Origin of the sequence: Microbacterium zouquanmingi (genome assembly GCF_052266675.1) — a bacterium.
GTDB lineage: Bacteria > Actinomycetota > Actinomycetes > Actinomycetales > Microbacteriaceae > Microbacterium.
Genome location: NZ_JBQPRA010000001.1, coordinates 444,122 through 460,390, shown reverse-complemented (window position 1 = coordinate 460,390; position 16,269 = coordinate 444,122). Strand labels below are relative to the sequence as shown.

Sequence of the window (16,269 nt, the reverse complement as noted above, 5' to 3'; positions counted from 1 at the left end):
GGTTCACACTGCCGCAGCAGCAGGGTCGCCGACCTGCGCTTCGTCGGTCATCTCGTTCAGCACAGGCAGGATGTGCTCAGCGAACTGCTCGAGGTTGCGGATGGCACTCTCGAGAGGCTGCTGCCCGTAGTGCGAGACGATCGTCACGTACTCGGCCGGCAGCTGCGTCCACTGCTTGATGAATTGATCACGGACCTCGTCCAGGGTGCCTGCCAGGTACAGGCCCGAGTCGATCAGCGACTGCGTCGGGTTGTCCTTGTCCATACGCCCGTACGGCGAGAGCGGGTAGTACAGGTTGCGGTAGAGCTCGAGATCGTAGTCGCGGAGCATCTCATGAGCCTGCGCGTTGGTGTCGCCGATCTGCAGCCAGCGGACCATGTTCTGGTTCTCGCCGAAACGGTAGTCCCGACCTGCCTTCGCGCCTTCCTCGACATACTTCTGCGCGTATGCTGCCGCCTTGCCGGACGGAGTGAAGTACGAGGGGATGAAGCCCCGAGAACCGGCGAACTCGATCGTCTCCTGGCTTCCAGCCGCGGCGACGAACACCGGCGGGTGGGGGCTCGTGTACGGCGCCGGAGTCACACTGATCCGTTGCAGGTTCCCGTTCTCACCCATCTCGCCGTGTGCGCCGAGTCGGCGTGTGGCATCGGCCATCTCCCAGCCCTGCATGCCCTCGGGTCCTGCAGGGATCTGCCAGCGGGGCGAGTGGTGCGAGATGCTCTCTTCGGTCCAGGCGCGGAGTACGAGATCGACATGTTCTTCGAAGACCTCGCGGTTCAGGCGATCGTCCTCGATCTGCTGCTCCAGAGACTGAGCCGCGAGGCCTGCGTTGTAATCGGAGTCACGATCCTGCGGCGAAGACGTCGAGCGGGCGCCGTAGTGCTGACCCAGCACGTTCGTCCAGCGACGCTGGTAGCCGCGGGAGAATCCGACGAATGACTTCCCCCGAGTGAGATGATCGAGAACCGCGGTGTCCTCAGCGACCCGGAGAGGGTTCTGCGTCGTCATCGTGTAACCGATCTGCCCGACACGGATGTCCTTGACGATCGCCGCCCAGTAGGCGTTCAGCACGCTCGGGCTCGGACCGACTTCATAGCCCTCCGAGTGGAAGTGATGCTCAATGGTCGAGACACCCCAGAAACCGAGCCGTTCCGCCGTCTTCACCAACTCGGTGAGTCCATGGACGACCTCGTGGTATCGCTCGACGTTGCGTCCGATCGGTCGCAGCGCGGCGCGCTCCTCCTCGGACTCCGCGGGGATTACGGGGTAGAGCTGCAGAATCGGCTTGATCATCGTCGACGCCTTCCAGTGAGTGCGGTGCGGTCAGTGAATTGGCCTTCAGCCTGTCAGCGTCGAGCCGCAAACCCAATGTCTACAGCGACATGATCTGCCTCAGAGACTGTCGTGATCGACAATCAGTGGATAGTCTGATTCGATGCAAGATCCATCAGAGACTCGTCGACGCAGGGAGGTCGCGGGGCTCGCACTGCTCTCCGACCTCAGCGACAGTCTGGTCAGCGGAGCACCCGTGGAGCAGACCGTTGACCTCGTCTGCCGAACCATCTGCAGACTCGCAGAGTTACGTTTCTGCGGCGTACTGATACCGGACGCATCGTGGAGTTCGTTCCGCTTCGCCGGGGGGCACGGTTTCCCACCTGAATACATCGACCGGCTCAATGAGCTCTTCCTCGTTTCGGTGGGTGAACAGCAGCGAGATTCACCCACTAGGCAGGCGGCCGAGCAGCGCCGGACGATCGTCAACACCGACGTGCGCACCGCCGAAGACTTCGCCCCCTGGCGAGAGCTCGCCCAGCGATTCGGCTATCGCTCGATGGCCTCCGTGCCTCTTATCGTCGCCGGCGAGGTCATCGGCGTACTCAACGGCTATTCATCGGGCCAACGCGACTTCGCAGCCGATGAACTGGCATCGATCGAAACCCTGGCTGCACAGGCGGCCGTCGCACTGCAGGTGAGCCTGTTGATGGATGCTCGGCGGGCAACCATCTCAGAGCTGCAGACGGCGAACTCCGCGCTCGAAAGACAGCAGTGGTCTCTCGAGCGCGCGAATGAGATCCACCAGCAGCTGACGAAGGCCGCTCTCACCGGCAACGGAGTCACCGAGATCGCGCGCACGCTGTCGGCGCTCATCGACAGCCCGGTTGCCCTCACCGCGCCGGATGGCCAGGTGATATCCGCCTCACATCCGGATGCATTCATGGCCGATGCGAAGCCGACGGGACCCGAGATCATCGCCGAGATCAGAATCCCCGGGGAGCTGCTGGGCCATGTCCGAACCAGCGGCACTGCCGAAGAGCACGATGATGTCCGGCAGCGGGCTGTCGAGCATGCGGCGACCGTACTCGCTCTCGAGGCGGTGAAGGAGCGCGTCGTTCAGGCCACTGAAGACCGGCTGAGGGCGGACTTCCTCTCCGATCTGGTACAAGGACGGCTTGACCAAGACCCCCAGGCCGATGCTCGTGCGCTCCGGCATGGGGTCGACGTCGAACACAGCTATCGAGTGTCGATCACTCGCGTAATCGGCGGGCATGCCTCGTCCCGCCCACGAATCGCACGTGAACTGGCGCAGATCCCGGGCTCGATCGTCTCCGGAACCGGTGCAACGATCACCGCACTCGTCCCGGCGGATACGAGTCCACCGTTCAGCGTCCGAGTCGAGGCCATGCGTCAGAGCCTCGGGCTGGAAGCCTCCTTGACCGTCGGTGTCGGGATGCCCACCGCTGAAATCGCGGACTTCGCTGAGTCTCATCGCGGAGCGGAGCTGTGCCTCGAGCTGGCGCGTCGGCTCGGGCGCATCGATCTCACGCTCGTTCGGGACGATCTCGGACTTCTCGCGTTCTTCGTCGATACGCGCAACCCTGATGAGCTCACCGCCAATGCGCACCGGGTGCTCGGGGCAGCGATCACCCACGATCGAAAGCGCTCCGCTTCCCTCATCGAGACAATCACGACGTACCTGGATTCAGCATGCAGCGTCGCCGCCACTGCGGAGCAGCTGTTCGTTCATGTCAACACGGTGAAGTACCGACTCCGACAGCTCGAAGAGCTCTGCCGTCTTGACCTCAGGAATCCTGACGACCTGCTGCAGGCGAGGATCGCCACCCTCACTCTGCAGCTGCTATGAACGCGCCTGCGTGACGTACGCGTTCATGGTGGTGAAGAACGGCGCGGGTTCGAGCGTCGGGTCGCCCGTGTAGCCGAGCTGTTCGGCGACCGGCTGGAACGGTGAGTACGGCGAATCGGTGGACACCAGCCCGTTCGAAACGTAGGGCAGCACGGCCGAACGAATGCGGGCCTCGTTATCGAGGCTGCCCTGGATCGCCTCGAGGGCGTCCGCGGCACCCAGGACCTCAGGGAACGGCGAGCCATCCGCCCGGCGGTACGGATGCCCGAGGTACAGTCGCTCGGGCTTCACGGAATCACGCAGGAACTCCAGGCTCGCGCGATACCGGTCGGGATCCTCGTAACCGGGGAATCCGCTCGCGGCACCATAGCCCTGCACAGCGTCTCCGACGAACACATCACGGGTCTCGTCCACGACGTAGGCGACGGCCCCCGCGGTGTGACCAGGAATCGAACGCACAGTGACGCGTACGCCACCACCGAGATCGAGCACCTCTCCACCGTCGAGCGCCAGAGTCGGCTCCATCTCGCCGCTGATCGCCGCACGCAGCAGCGCCTCTTCATTGGCCTCGCCCTCGGGGTCGGTCAGCCACTGCCCGCGCCCCTCGCGCCACTCCTCGACATGTGCCTCGCGCGAGCGCAGCATCGGCGCGTCATCGCGGTGGATCACGACCTCGGCCTTGCGCCCCGTGAGCTCCCACAGTGCGTGGGCACCGCCGACGTGATCGATGTGGCCGTGCGTGAGCAGGATCCAGCGCACATCTTCGATGCGGCGTCCGATGGCGTCGAGTCCGGCGCGCATCCCTTCAGGAGATTCGGTCACGCCCGTGTCGATGATGGCGGGTTCGGGTGCGTCGATGAAGAAGCTGCGCAGGCCGAAGCGGCCCCACGGAGCGACGAGCGGGTGGATGTCGACCATCAGGCGCCCCTCCGGAACGCGTCGTCCTTCAGGAAGCTCGCGGTCTCTGTGAACGCCGCGCCGTACTCGGGCAGCCACGAGAAGTGCTGCACGAAGCCGTGCCCGGCACCCTCGTAACGGTGCACGACGGTCGGCACTCCGGCATCCTTCAGCAGCCGGCCGTACAGCTCGCCTTCGTCGCGCATCGGGTCGAACTCGCCTGTCAGGATGAGGGCCGGTGGCAGGCCAGAGAGATCCTCACGCTTGATCGGCGAGACGCGGTGGTCGAGCGGGTCGGCCCCGGTCTCGAAGTAGAACGCGTTGAACGGCGCGATTCCGGCGGTCTCCAAGCCGTATCCTGTGGCGTTCTCGACCATCGACGGGTAACGCTCGGGATCGAGATCGAGGTCCACCGACGGGTAGTAGAGCACCTGATGCGTGATGCGGTCGATGCCGCGATCGTGCAGCGCGGATGCCACGACGGTGGCCACCGTACCGCCCGAGCTGTCGCCGATCAACGCGAGAGTCGTGCCGTCCCAGCCCACTGCTCCGCCCTCCTCAAGAAGCCACTCGACGACGCCGGTCACGTCATTGATCGCGGCGGGGAACGGATGCTCCGGTGCCCGGCGGTAGCCCACCGAGAACACGCGCAGTCCGGTTGCCGTCGCCAGCTGCCGTGCGACGTGATCGTGCGTGTCCAGGCTGCCGAGGAAGTACGCGCCGCCGTGGATGTACACGATGGCGCCGGTCGGAGCATCCGATTCGGCGTAGACGCGAACCGGGACGTCGCCGCCATTCGTCGAGACGAACTGCTCCGAGACATACGCGACGGGGTGACGGTCTCGGTGCGCGGGAACCTGCGCCTCCTCCCCCGCACGCATGGCGGCGGGATCGAGAGGACCCGGCTCTTCGTGCGGGAAGGATGCCAGAATGCGGGCGATCTCAGGGTGCAGGGGCATGTATGTCTCCTCAGCGGCCGGTGGTCTCGGGCTCGGCATCGGCGTGCCCGGAGTCAGAATGCTGTCCGGGGAAGCCGTCATCGAGCGCCTCCGGGTCCCAGCCGCTGCGGGAGACCCGCTGATATCCGTCGGTGATGGGCTTGCGGGCGGCTTGGAAGGCGGCGAGGCCTTCCCGCACCGAAGGGGCCGCAGCCAGAGCGTCCGCCAATCCCTTCGCATCCAGGATGGCGGAGTTCGCGCCCTGGCCCTGGTGGTGGAGCATGGCGTGCGCGGCGTCGCCGACGAGCACGACCGAATCGCTGTGCCAGGTGTCGACCGGGTCGATGTCGTAGGCCGAGCGGCAGTTGATCGTATCGATGTCGATCGTGCGTGTGACGTCTTCGAAACGGGGGTCAAAGCCTTGCAGTGACGAGACGATGATGTCGCGGGTGACCGCAGGGGACCAAGTCTCATCGTCGGACGGCACCGTGATGTCGAACGACACCTGGCCGCGGTGACGCAGCGGCAGCAGGTAGAGGTGGCGGTTGGTGGGCGCGTCGAAATAGACGCGGAAGTCATCGTCTTCGTCGAACACACCTGGAACGAGAGCCATGTCGAACACCGCACGGTAGGCGTGCTCGTGTGCGAACACCGGGCCATTCTGACTGAACATCGTGTTGCGCACACGCGAGCTGATCCCGTCTGCGCCGATCACCAGGTCGGCGGTCGCGCTCTCGCCGTTCTCGAAGTTCACGGTGGCGGTGTCGCCGTTGTCGACGATCGACTCCATTCGGTGGCCGAACCTGACCATGCCCGCAGGGAGCACCGACATGAGGGCGTCGATGAAGTCGCGACGGTGGATGAGGTGGGTCGTCGTGCCGAACAGCTCCTTCTCGGGCCATTCCTCGGCGTGCACGAGCTCGTCCTGAGGGGTGAGGATGCGGATGCCGTTGCTGGTCGTGCTCACCGCGGCGATCGCGTCGAATGCGCCCCACTCGCGGAAGGCCGCCATCGACGAGGGGCGGAGGCCGATGCCTGCGCCGACCTCGCCCGACTGACGAGCCTGCTCGTAGACGGTGACGTTCGCTCCACGCAGGCTCAGTGCCTTGGCGGTCGATGCTCCTGCGTACCCGGCACCGATGATGGCGACGTCCAGTCCGTTGAGATCCATGCGTTCACTCGCCTTCGAGGGGGGTGGTGGTCGAGAAGAAGTCGGCGACGTTTCCGACGAAGAGCTGATCGATCGTGGCATCATCCACGCCGTCGGTCTTGAGATCAGGGATCAGCTGCTCGAACAGGTAGTTGATCGTGTGGCCCTTGACGCCCGGCCAGCCCAGCGGGCTGCAGTTGGCGTCGGCGGCGACGAGCACTTTGTCGATCCGACCTGAGCGCAGGTACCGCATGAGGTGCTGGAAGCGCTCGTCGCGGTGGCGACCCCAGAATGGCGGGTCGGGGAGCTCGAGGTCGTAGCCGAAGGTGTCGAAGCCGATGCGTCCGCCGGCGCTGACGATGCCCTCCTCATCGACCTTGCCCTGGCTGACGCCGTCGTCGGCGTGACCGAAGAGCACACGGGTGAGGGGCAGGCCCTCCTCGTTGAACACGTCGATCGCCGACTGCGCGTCGACGGCGAGGTGCGTGATGATCGGTGCACCGGTCGCGAGCGAGGCGCGGGCGGCTGCGCGGTAGATGCGCAGGTCGAGCGGCAGCATCTTGAATCCGCGGCTGACGCCGACCTTGATGATGCCTGCCTTGCCGCCCGTGCGGCCGATGCCGACGGTCAGCTCGTGGATGAACTGCTCGGCGAGGTACTCGACGCTCGCCTCGGCGAAGTGCTTGAGCGCGGTGTCGCCGCCGACGAAGCCGGTGGCGGCGATGATGCTGATGCCGGTCTTCTCGGAGATCGACTGGTAGTAGTCGATGTCGCGGCCGTTGCAGATGCCGGTGGCGTCCACGAAGGTCTGCCCGCCGTACTCGGCGAACTTCCGCAGCTTCGGGATCGTCTCCTCGTAGCGCTGCTCCGGGGTCTTCCACCAACGGGTGTCGAGCTCGCTGCCCGGCATACCGTAGCCGATGTGCTCGTGGATCGAGGTGAAGCCGAGCTGCTCCACGGCGATGGGTCCGGTGACGGTGTTCACACGGGTCATGTCAGGCCTCCTTCACGGCGAGCAGGTTTGCAGGGTTGGTGACGAGGATGCCGCGGATGGTCTCCTCGTCGAGGCCGAGCGCGGCCAGCTTCGGGGCGAATCCGGTGAGCACGGCGTCGTAGGCGACCGCGGTCTCGGGGTGGCCCTTGGCGACGCCTGTGGCGCCGGCCGAGAGCAGGATGCGGGAGCCGTGGCCGGCCTCGACGAGCTCGGCCACCAGGGCTGCGCGCTCGTCGTCGCTCAGGAGGTCTGCATCCGACCGCCCGACGTGGTCGATCGCGACGTTCGCACCGCGCCCGACGACCGCTCGAACGATGTCTGCGGCACCGGTGCGGTCGAGGCCCGCGACGACGACGCGATCGGCGGAGAGGCCTTCGGCGAGCGCGAGCTCGAGGGCGCCGAGCATGTCAGCTGGCGCCGAGAACGACAGCGGAACGCCGGACTGGCGGGCGGCGCGAGCCGCGCCCTGCAGCAGGCTGTCATCGGTCGGGGTGGCGCCCGCGGTGGTCTGCGTGGTGACGATGAGACCGGCGGCGGCACGACGCTCGACGCGCGGCAGCACCATGCCCTCGGTCGCCTCGGCGCCGAAAAGCTCGGCGAAGCGCTCGGCGGGCCAGGGCGTCGGCGGGTTCGTCTGCGGGGTGAGGAAGTAGCCGCCGAGGTTCTCCTCAGGCCCCATGCCGGTGGATGCCACGATGTGCACGCCCGTCGTGCGGGCCAGTGCCTCGTACAGCGGCAGGTCGCGGCCGTGGAACATTCCGGTGCGGTCGACGACGGTGCCGCCGCCGGCTGCTTTGAACGCCTCGAGCTTGTCCCTCAGGATCTCGAAGATCTCGGCACGATCGATGTCGATGTCGTACGCGTACTGCGCGCCGGGAACGACCGAGAGCAGCGCCTCGTGAATCGCCACGACGCCCAGGGCCTCGGCCTCGATCGGGCCGAGCACGGTGTTGACGGATGTGCTCACAGGATTCCTCTCCATTGAGTCCTCACCCGATATGCGCGGTGGCGCGTTCGGGGGATGACGACCATCATCCCATTCACTTTACATGTTGCCAAGCGACCTTCCGGTGCGACAGCAGAACCTCGGGCTACACGACGTTCGAGACGAAGGTGTGCTTGATCAGGTCGGAGCGGTCCGAGATCCGCCGCCAGACGACAGGATGTCCCTCCCGCGTCATGAGCCGCGTCTCGAGCGCCAGAATCGGCGAACCGGGCTCGATGTCCAGGGCCGCGCTCTCCTCGGGAGATGCCCCCGTCGCCCACACATGATGCTCGCTGCGCGTGACGACGATCCCGTGCCGCTCCTCCAGCAGCGCGATCGCAGATCCGGCAGCCTCCAGCTCTTCGACGGTCGGCGCGAAGTCGTCCGGGCTGCGCAAGTACACCCTCGCCAGCGAAAGCGGGCCGCCCTTCGCCATGATCCTTCGCCGAAAGCTCAGCACCCGCTCGCCGGGTTCGAGCGCCAGCGCTGCGCCCACTTCCTCGCTCGGCACATCTCGATGCACGTCGCTGACCTCGGAGGTCGGATGAAGGCCCTGGTCCTGCAGGTATCCGACGAGCCCACCGACCTGCAGCGTCGCCGGCCGGTCGATGTTCACCCGCTCCACCGGAAACGTCCCCTTCGACCTCTCCCGGTAGATGAGGCCCGCAGTCACCATCTCCTGCAGCGCCTGCCGGACGGTCGCCCGGCTGACCCGGAAACGCTGGGTCAGCTGCTGCTCGGTCATCCCTCGCGCCTGGGCGGGGTTCTCGGCGATCTCGTCGGCGAGGATGTGCTTGATCTGCAGGTAGAGCGGAATGCCGCTGCGACGATCGATCTGCGACATGCTCCGCACGTGCCCTCTCACTCATCGATCTGCGGCGGAAGGCTTCCGACCCCAGAACATCTCGATGCCGCGCCATTCCAGCGACTGCGGGCTGTCGACCCGGTCGCCGAACGACTCGCGGATCTGCTCCCGCGTCCAGTACGGAATGACCGCAGGATCGAGGTGTTCAAACAGTTTGTCGAACCATGACCGCAGATGCACGTCACTGTTCACTCTGCTGAAGAACGTGTCCCCTGCCATCACCGCTTCGGCGAGCACGATACGGCGCCCCGGCTTGAGCACGCGCAGCAGCTCCCCCGCCGTCTCCGGCCAGTCATCCGAGTGCTGCGTGGCCTGCAGCACGGCCACGGCGTCATAGTGCTCGTCGGGGGTGCCGTCGGTGTAGTTCCACTTCCACGTGCCGAACTGTCCGTCACGGCCGACCTTGCGACTGTGCACTGCCTCGCGCCCGTCCCGGATGATCTCGACCGTGTCCACGCCACCCTCGGACCCGACGAGCGCGCGGATGTCGTCCTCCCAGCCGGCGGGGCCCGCCCCCTCGGCGATGAGGAGCACCCGATCACCGCGACGAAGTTCGAGCAGCCCGTATGCGACCTCGGAGATCGGCCGCGCGAGCTCCTGCCAGATATAGGGTAGCCCCCCAGCAAGACGCATGACCATCTCCCAGTTGCGGCGCTGATCGGGATCCTTGATCCCCTCGCCCATCCGCTCGACGTCCCAGTCCTGGACGAGCGCGAACGGGTTTCCTCCACCCCACTTCTCAGCCACCTCACACCTCCTGCATCGTGAGCAGATTCGCGGGGTTGCGCACCAGCAGCTGATCGATCGTGTCCTCGTCGACTCCCTCTTCGCGCAGATCGGGAACGAATCGCGTGAGCAGTTCGGCGACCGAGTGCGGCGGCGAAGTCCAGCCGAGCGGCTGCACATCGGCATCCGCGGAGACCGCGACATTCGCGGCGTAGCCCGCATCCAGCAGCGCCATCAACTGGCTGAGCCGCTCGGTGCGCGCCTGCGCCCACGGCACCCGCGGTTCCTTCTCGGTCTCGTAGCCGATGTTGTCGATGCCGACGAATGCCCCGCGCGCAGCGACGGCGAGATCGCGCTTGCGGTCGACGTCGACTCCGGCATCCGCATGCCCGATCACGACGCGGTCGGGCGAGAGACCCTGCGCCTCGAGGATGTCGAGCTGGATCATCGCGTCCGTGGACAGGTGGGTGAGGATCGGCACTCCGGTGGCGACGGCGGCGCGGCCGGCCGCGGCGTAGATCTTCTTGTCCATGTCGCTGAGCCCACCGTGGCTGACGCCGACCTTGATGACGCCGGCCTTGGCCGCGGTGTCGTCGATGCCGACCGTGATCTCCTTGATGAACAGGTCGGCGAGGTATTCGACCGGCTTGTCCCAGAAGAACGGGCGGGCGCCCATGCCGGTCCAGAATCCGGTGCAGGCGATGAAATTGATGCCCGTGGCACGGGCGATCACCCGGTAGAGCTCGACGCTGCGGAAGTTGCCGATGCCGGTGAGATCGACGTAGGTGCGGCCGCCGTGCGCGCGGTACTCCCCCAGCTGCTCCTCGGCCTTGGCGATGATGCTCGACACCGGGCGCCAGTAGTCCGACTCGAGGTACCAGCCGTTCTGCCCGAAGTTGATATGCTCGTGCACGGCCGTGATGCCGAGCTGCTCGGTCGGGATCTGCCCGAGGACCGTGTTGACGACTCCCATGTCATGCCCTCTCATTCGCGGCGTCGCGCATCAGCAGTCGCCGCGGAGTCGTGTTCAGGATGGTGCCCAGCTGCTCCTCGGTGCCGCCGGCGGCCAGGAATCCGGGGGCGAAGTCGCGCAGAACAGCACCGAAGTCGCCCGACACCGGCGCCGGCAGCTCGACGGCGCAGCCGATCGCGCTGCCGGAGACGACGACCCGATCGCCGAGCCCCACATCGATCAGTTCGCGGACGAGCGCGACCCGACGATCCGCATCGAGGTATCCGGCATCCGCCGGCCAGCCGACGTGGTCGAGGCCGACGACGTACCCCTCCGCGGCGAGCGCGAGCGGCAGGCCCGCATCCGCATGATCGGCGCGGTCGAGGCCGAGCACGATCGTGCGCCCGGCGGGCACGCCCTCCTCGGCGAGCAGAGCGAGCACCTCGCGCGGTGCATCGGCGACGCGAACGGCGACGGATGCTCCCGCGGCGAGCGCCGCGCGGGCCGAAGCCCGCGCGGTGTCCGCCTCGATGACATCCTTGCCCCTGGTGCGCGGCAGAGCCGGATCGTCGGACGCCGTCTGGGTGATGCTCACGATGCCCGCCGTCGAGGTCAGCCGCTCGCGCGTCGGCACGAGGAGTCCCTCCTCGAGCTCGCGGCGGAAGATGTCCGCGATGCGGTCGGCGGTCATGCCCTGCGGCGAGACGTTGTTCGTGAAGTGTGAGCCGATCGTCCATGCGGGCCCGAAACCGGTCGACGCGATGATCTCGACGCCGGTGGCCTCGGTCAGCAGCTCGAGCAGTTCGGCATCCCGTCCGGTGGTCAGCCCGCCCATGTCGACGATGGTCGATCCGCCGAGCTCGCGGAACCCGGTCAGCGCAGCGCAGAGCTGCTCGAAGACGAGCGCGCGGTCGACCGGATGCTCGGGCATCAGGTCCGCCCCCGGGAGGATCGCGAGGATCGACTCGGAGACGAGTACGGCGCCGGTCGGATCACTTCCCCGGGTCATAGTCCGCTGCTTCCTTCTCCACCTCCGCGACGTCGAAGTCGCCGATAGTGTCGAGCATCGAGTTGTCGAACAGCACGCTGGGGTCCGGGATCTTCTCGGACAGTCCGAGGGCGGCGATGTGCTTGTCCCAGCGCTCGGGCGAGATGTAGCCCCACTGGCCGTCCTCTGCGGGGACGAACAGGTCGATGGTCGCCTTCAGGCTCGCGAGGGCGGCATCGACCGCAACCTGCCCGCCGGTGGGACGCGATTCGGGGTACAGCTCCCAGTTCATCTCGAGTGCGGCGTCGGGGTTCGCCTTGGCGAAGATGGCCGACTTGAGATATGCCCGCAGGTAACGTGCGTAAGCATCCTTCTGCTCGTCGGTGGCGTCGCTGCGCATGAGGAAGCCTGCGCCGAAGTCGTCTGCGACGTCGTCGGCCAGCGGGAGCATCCGGACGTCGGTGCCGGAGGCGACGGTCGCCTGAGCGATGTCGCTCGGGTTCATGACGATCGCGTCCACCACGCCCTGGTTCAGCTGTTCGACAGCGGCGGCGCCGGCGACGGCGACGATCTGAACGCCGGCAGGATCCGCGTCCTCGCCCTGTACATTCGCCTTGAGGAAGGTCTCGAACGGTGCACCGGTGGACGGCATCGCGACGGTCGCGCCTTCAAGGTCGCCGGCATCCTCGATGTCGCCGTCCGCGAGCACGGCGATCGCGAAGGTCGGCGCCTGATACGGAGTGAACATCCACGTGAGACCCTGTGGGCCCTGGTTCGCCGTCGGAACAATCAGCGCGTCGGGAGAAGTGATCACCAGATCCGCCTGGCCTGCGATCACCGTCGCGACGGCGTTCGCGGGCTGTCCCGGGAACGTGATCACTTCGACATCGAGGTTCTCGTCGGCAAAGTAGCCGTTGAGCTCTCCGGTCCAGATCGGGATGCCGGCCGGGGTACCCGCCGGGGTCGGTGTGGCAATCGTGATTTTCGCGGGTGCGGCATCGCCTGCCTCCTCGCCTGCGTCGGTCTTCTCCGGAGCAGATGCGGAGCATCCGGTGACGACGAAGACAGCGGCGGTGGCGAGGACGGCGAGTCCTCGAGTGACATTCTTACGGGTGAAGATCATCATCGACCTCTCTGTGATGGTGTGGGTGGTTTACAGATGTTGCGTTCAGGGGGTTCAGATGCCGGTGCGGCGGGTGTCCGGCGACCAGAAGAGCAGCCGTCGACGCACGAAGGCGAGAATGAGTACGAGGAGCCAGCCGATGACGCCGAGGATGATCGTCACGGCGAAGATTCCGGCGGTGTTCAGCACCTGGCCCATCTGGACGATGATCACGCCGAGCCCAGCCGTACCGGAGAGGAACTCCGCCACGATCGTGGCCGTGATGGCCGTCACGAGCGCGATCTCGAGGCCAGTGAAGAGGAACGGAAGTGATGCAGGCAGGACGAGCTTGCGGAAAGTGTCCCACTTCGATGCGCCGAACGACTGCATGACCTCGAGCCGTTCCTGATCGACGGATTTGAAGCCCGCCAGCCCCGCAACGAGCACGGGGAAGAAGACCACGACGATCACCAGTGCGATCTTCGAGATCGACCCGAACCCGAACCAGATGATGAACAGCGGGGCGATCGCGATCTTGGGCATCGACTGGAACGCGTCGATGATGGGCTTCGCGATGCGTTCGACGATGCGGAACTGCACGAGGATCAGAGCGAGGACCAACCCGAGCAGAGAGCCCAGCGCGAAGCCGACCATGATCTCGTACAGAGTTACGGCGATGTCCTCATAAAGGTTGGAGACGTTTGAGGGATCGAGCGCCTGCACGAGTGCATTCCAGACATCGACAGGGCTCGGAAGCACGACTGCGCGCACCTCGAAGATGCTCACTCCCGCCCACCAGACGAGCACGATCGCGATGATCGTGATCGGCGTGCCGATCGTCTCAGGACGGTGGGTGCGCAGCCACGTGCCGAAGGACTTCTTGTCGCCGCCGTTCTTGTCTGCGCCGACAGCGATCGCGGTGGTGGCCATCGTCATTCTCCCGTCCGAGCGCCGAGCAGGTGGCGCAGGTGCTTGGCGGTCTCGCCGAATTCCGGGCTGCTCATCATGTCGAGGTCCCGGGGCCTCGGCAGGTCGACCTCGATGAGCTCGTTGATGCGGCCGGGGCGTGCGGCCATGACGAGCACGCGGTCTGCGAGGAACAGCGCCTCATCGACGTCGTGCGTGATGAAGATCACGGTCTTGCGGCTCTGATCCCAGATGCGCAGGAGCTCGAGGCCCATCGTTTCGCGGGTGAGCGCGTCGAGCGCGCCGAACGGCTCGTCCATGAGGAGCAGAGCCGGGTCGTGCAGGAGGGCGCGGGCGATGCTGGCCCGCTGCTGCATTCCGCCGGAGAGCTCATACGGGTAGAGGTTCTTGGCGTGCCCGAGGCCGACCATCTCGAGGAGCTCTTCAGCGCGCGCCTCGGCCTGGGTGCTGTCGAGGCCGAGCATCTCAGCGCTGAGCAGGACATTCTTCTTGACGGTGCGCCAGGGGAACAGCGCTGCCTGCTGGAACACGACTCCGACATCGCGGCCCGGCTTGGTGACGCGCTTGCCCTGCAGCAGGACTTCACCGGATGTCGGGGGCACGAGGCCTGCGACGATTCGCATGAGCGTGCTCTTGCCGCAGCCCGACGGACCGAGAACGGAGAGGAACTCGCCTTCCCGGATGGTCAGGTCGATGTCTTTGAGGGCAGCGACCTCGCCGCGCGAGGTCGTGCGGAACACCTGGCTGACATCGCGCACTTCGATGAAGGGCGAGTCCGGACGCGACACGTCGTGTGGGCTTGCAATCGTCATTGATCGATCCTGAATGGTCGGGGCCCGCCGTAATGGCGAGCTCTGCGGTTTCCTTACATTATCCGTTTGTACGGTCAAATGCAAGAATGTGACGAGAACAGCCCCAGAGGAGACCTCCGGGGCTGTTCTGGTCGCGCGCGTTCGGGCTACTTCGCTGCGGTCAGTGCCTCCGCACGCTTGCCGCTGGGCAGGAACATCGTCAGGGCGGCGGATGCCAGGGCGGCGAAGCCGGCCACGACGTAGACGATGCTGAAGCCGCCGCCGAGCGATGCTCCGGCGAGGCCCATGATGTCGCCCTGCGAGGCGGTGAGGGATGCGACAGCACCTTCGACGGCCTGCGCCGGGGCCCCAGCGGCGGTCATCTCGCCGGCGAACTGACCGACGACGCCTTCCCAGCCCGACAGCCATGCGAGCGGCGGCACGTGCGAGAGGCCCTCGATGGCTTCCGGGGCGATGCCGGCGCCCTGCAGCACGCTGACGATCGGAAGCGCGAACGCCGACGCACCGACACCGAAAGCGATCGCCGACCCGATGACCGGCCCCAGCGTGAAGCCGAGGTCGCGCATCAAGCTGGTCGTGGCGGAGGCCATGCCGATCTGGTGTTCGGGCACGGTGTTGATCGCGACAGCGGTGATCGACCCGATCGTGAGCGCAAAGCCGATGCCGAGCAGCAGCAGCGGCAGAAGGAAATCAGTCCACGGCGTTCCTCCGAAGCGGGCCGGGACGCCGACAGCGAACGACGAGAGCCAGAGGCCCGAGATCGCCATCAGCGCGAATCCACTGCTCAGCAGCCAGCGCGGTGCGACCGAGTGAATGAGGCGTCCGACGACCGGGGACAGCACGAACGCCGGCCCCTGAATGACGACGAACAGCACACCGATCACCCAGACCGGCTCCTGCGCAAGAGCTCCCACCGAGATCGAGGTCGCGAAGCAGATCGCGAGGAACGCGAACATGCCGGTCACGGCGACGATCGCCGCCGTGGAGTAGGTGCGGTTGCGGAACAGCTCGAGATGCAGCAGCGGAGAGGGCGAGCGCAGCTCGATGATGACGAACGCGACGAGAAGCACGACACCGATGATGTACGCGGCAATGACCTGCCAGTAGGCGAAGCCGTGGTCGACAGCGGTGACTGTCGCGTAAAGCACCGCGATGAGGCCGAGCGCGAAGGTGATCTGGCCCGGAAGATCCAGTCGGCGGCCGGCGGGAGCGGACGAGTCACGAGTACTCGCCGAGATGGCGACGAGGACGACGGCGACTGCGGCGATGACCCAGTACGAGACGCGCCAGCCGCTGAACTCATTCGGAGCACCGGGCTCGGCGCCCGGGATGGTGAAGAACTGCGAGGTGAGACCGGCCATCACCGGCGAGATGACGGCGCCGAGCGAGAGGAAGCCCGCCCAGGTCGCGATGACTCGCGAGCGCTTCGCCCGATCCGGCGTGAGCGCGGACACCATCGCAAGCCCGATCGGGAAGAGGAGCCCTGCGCCGATGCCGATCACGGCCTGGGCGAAGATCATGAACCCGATGTCGGTCGCGATCGCCGAGAGCCCCGCACCGACGACGACGAACAAGGAGCCGGCGATCATCAGCTTCTTGCGACCGAACAGATCGCCCAAGAGGCCGAACGTCAGCTCGAAGGCGACGATGCCGATCTCGAAGATTGCGGTGATCCAAGTGAGGCCTGCGCCGGTGGCGTGAAACTCCGCGGCGAACGCTCCATTGAGCGCACCGGGAACGGCATAGGCCGTCTGGGCCAGTGTCACGGAAAGGAAGGCTGCGAGGAAAGTC

15 protein-coding genes are annotated in these 16,269 nt (G+C 66.3%); 1 reads left to right on the top strand and 14 read right to left on the bottom strand.

Annotated elements, in window-relative coordinates:
* Positions 1 to 3: 3 nt before the first annotated feature.
* Complete coding sequence (locus ACTU6V_RS02270) at positions 4 to 1,293, bottom strand: LLM class flavin-dependent oxidoreductase (RefSeq protein WP_443474813.1); 1,290 nt, start codon at positions 1,291 to 1,293, stop codon at positions 4 to 6.
* Positions 1,294 to 1,435: 142 nt separating this feature from the next.
* Here ACTU6V_RS02270 and ACTU6V_RS02265 point away from each other — a divergent pair, with 142 nt between their 5' ends.
* Positions 1,436 to 3,142, top strand: coding sequence for a helix-turn-helix domain-containing protein (locus ACTU6V_RS02265; protein ID WP_443474812.1), 1,707 nt, complete (start codon positions 1,436 to 1,438; stop codon positions 3,140 to 3,142).
* On the opposite strand, the gene ACTU6V_RS02260 is transcribed toward ACTU6V_RS02265, so the two are convergent.
* From ACTU6V_RS02260 to ACTU6V_RS02200, 13 genes are all read right to left on the bottom strand, one after another.
* Positions 3,137 to 4,060, bottom strand: coding sequence for an MBL fold metallo-hydrolase (locus tag ACTU6V_RS02260; RefSeq protein WP_443474811.1), 924 nt, complete (start codon positions 4,058 to 4,060; stop codon positions 3,137 to 3,139). The genes ACTU6V_RS02265 and ACTU6V_RS02260 overlap by 6 nt on opposite strands.
* A complete protein-coding gene (locus ACTU6V_RS02255; RefSeq protein WP_443474810.1) occupies positions 4,060 to 4,998 on the bottom strand; it encodes an alpha/beta hydrolase in 939 nt (312 codons plus the stop codon). Before ACTU6V_RS02255 ends, ACTU6V_RS02260 begins: the two co-directional genes overlap by 1 nt.
* A gap of 10 nt (positions 4,999 to 5,008) precedes the next feature.
* Complete coding sequence (locus tag ACTU6V_RS02250; RefSeq protein ID WP_443474809.1) at positions 5,009 to 6,148, bottom strand: FAD-dependent oxidoreductase; 1,140 nt, start codon at positions 6,146 to 6,148, stop codon at positions 5,009 to 5,011.
* Between the two features lie 4 nt (positions 6,149 to 6,152).
* A complete protein-coding gene (locus ACTU6V_RS02245; protein ID WP_443474808.1) occupies positions 6,153 to 7,121 on the bottom strand; it encodes a phosphotriesterase family protein in 969 nt (322 codons plus the stop codon).
* Position 7,122: 1 nt separating this feature from the next.
* The gene (locus ACTU6V_RS02240) at positions 7,123 to 8,088 is read right to left on the bottom strand and encodes a phosphotriesterase family protein (protein WP_443474807.1); all 966 of its coding nucleotides are present in this window, start codon (positions 8,086 to 8,088) and stop codon (positions 7,123 to 7,125) included.
* A 124-nt stretch (positions 8,089 to 8,212) separates the two neighbouring features.
* Positions 8,213 to 8,950 (bottom strand): GntR family transcriptional regulator, encoded by a 738-nt coding sequence (locus tag ACTU6V_RS02235; RefSeq protein ID WP_443474806.1) that lies wholly within the window; start codon positions 8,948 to 8,950, stop codon positions 8,213 to 8,215.
* Between the two features lie 21 nt (positions 8,951 to 8,971).
* On the bottom strand, positions 8,972 to 9,718 hold the full coding sequence (locus tag ACTU6V_RS02230) for a methyltransferase domain-containing protein (RefSeq protein ID WP_443474805.1): 747 nt from the start codon (positions 9,716 to 9,718) through the stop codon (positions 8,972 to 8,974).
* 1 nt (position 9,719) lies between these two features.
* Entirely contained in the window at positions 9,720 to 10,670 is a 951-nt protein-coding gene (locus tag ACTU6V_RS02225; RefSeq protein ID WP_443474804.1) for a phosphotriesterase family protein, read from the bottom strand.
* Between the two features lies 1 nt (position 10,671).
* Positions 10,672 to 11,658 carry a phosphotriesterase family protein gene (locus tag ACTU6V_RS02220; RefSeq protein ID WP_443474803.1) on the bottom strand — a complete coding sequence of 329 codons (987 nt, stop codon included), beginning with the start codon at positions 11,656 to 11,658 and terminating at the stop codon, positions 10,672 to 10,674.
* Positions 11,642 to 12,763 carry an ABC transporter substrate-binding protein gene (locus tag ACTU6V_RS02215; protein ID WP_443474802.1) on the bottom strand — a complete coding sequence of 374 codons (1,122 nt, stop codon included), beginning with the start codon at positions 12,761 to 12,763 and terminating at the stop codon, positions 11,642 to 11,644. The genes ACTU6V_RS02220 and ACTU6V_RS02215 overlap by 17 nt, the downstream gene beginning before the upstream one ends.
* Positions 12,764 to 12,814: 51 nt before the next feature.
* A complete protein-coding gene (locus tag ACTU6V_RS02210) occupies positions 12,815 to 13,669 on the bottom strand; it encodes an ABC transporter permease (protein WP_443474801.1) in 855 nt (284 codons plus the stop codon).
* A 2-nt stretch (positions 13,670 to 13,671) separates the two neighbouring features.
* Complete coding sequence (locus ACTU6V_RS02205) at positions 13,672 to 14,478, bottom strand: ABC transporter ATP-binding protein (RefSeq protein WP_443474800.1); 807 nt, start codon at positions 14,476 to 14,478, stop codon at positions 13,672 to 13,674.
* Positions 14,479 to 14,624: 146 nt separating this feature from the next.
* Complete coding sequence (locus tag ACTU6V_RS02200) at positions 14,625 to 16,244, bottom strand: MFS transporter (protein ID WP_443474799.1); 1,620 nt, start codon at positions 16,242 to 16,244, stop codon at positions 14,625 to 14,627.
* Positions 16,245 to 16,269 lie beyond the last annotated feature (25 nt).

Excerpts from the sequence above, each read along its gene's own strand:
- ACTU6V_RS02245 (WP_443474808.1), bottom strand. The coding sequence starts at position 7,121 with ATGACCCGTGTGAACACCGTCACCGGACCCATCGCCGTGGAGCAGCTC.
- ACTU6V_RS02265 (WP_443474812.1), top strand. The coding sequence starts at position 1,436 with ATGCAAGATCCATCAGAGACTCGTCGACGCAGGGAGGTCGCGGGGCTC.
- ACTU6V_RS02215 (WP_443474802.1), bottom strand. The coding sequence starts at position 12,763 with ATGATGATCTTCACCCGTAAGAATGTCACTCGAGGACTCGCCGTCCTC.
- ACTU6V_RS02220 (WP_443474803.1), bottom strand. The coding sequence starts at position 11,658 with ATGACCCGGGGAAGTGATCCGACCGGCGCCGTACTCGTCTCCGAGTCG.
- ACTU6V_RS02225 (WP_443474804.1), bottom strand. The coding sequence starts at position 10,670 with ATGGGAGTCGTCAACACGGTCCTCGGGCAGATCCCGACCGAGCAGCTC.
- ACTU6V_RS02235 (WP_443474806.1), bottom strand. The coding sequence starts at position 8,950 with ATGTCGCAGATCGATCGTCGCAGCGGCATTCCGCTCTACCTGCAGATC.
- ACTU6V_RS02260 (WP_443474811.1), bottom strand. The coding sequence starts at position 4,060 with ATGGTCGACATCCACCCGCTCGTCGCTCCGTGGGGCCGCTTCGGCCTG.
- ACTU6V_RS02210 (WP_443474801.1), bottom strand. The coding sequence starts at position 13,669 with ATGGCCACCACCGCGATCGCTGTCGGCGCAGACAAGAACGGCGGCGAC.
- ACTU6V_RS02250 (WP_443474809.1), bottom strand. The coding sequence starts at position 6,148 with ATGGATCTCAACGGACTGGACGTCGCCATCATCGGTGCCGGGTACGCA.
- ACTU6V_RS02255 (WP_443474810.1), bottom strand. The coding sequence starts at position 4,998 with ATGCCCCTGCACCCTGAGATCGCCCGCATTCTGGCATCCTTCCCGCAC.
- ACTU6V_RS02270 (WP_443474813.1), bottom strand. The coding sequence starts at position 1,293 with ATGATCAAGCCGATTCTGCAGCTCTACCCCGTAATCCCCGCGGAGTCC.
- ACTU6V_RS02205 (WP_443474800.1), bottom strand. The coding sequence starts at position 14,478 with ATGACGATTGCAAGCCCACACGACGTGTCGCGTCCGGACTCGCCCTTC.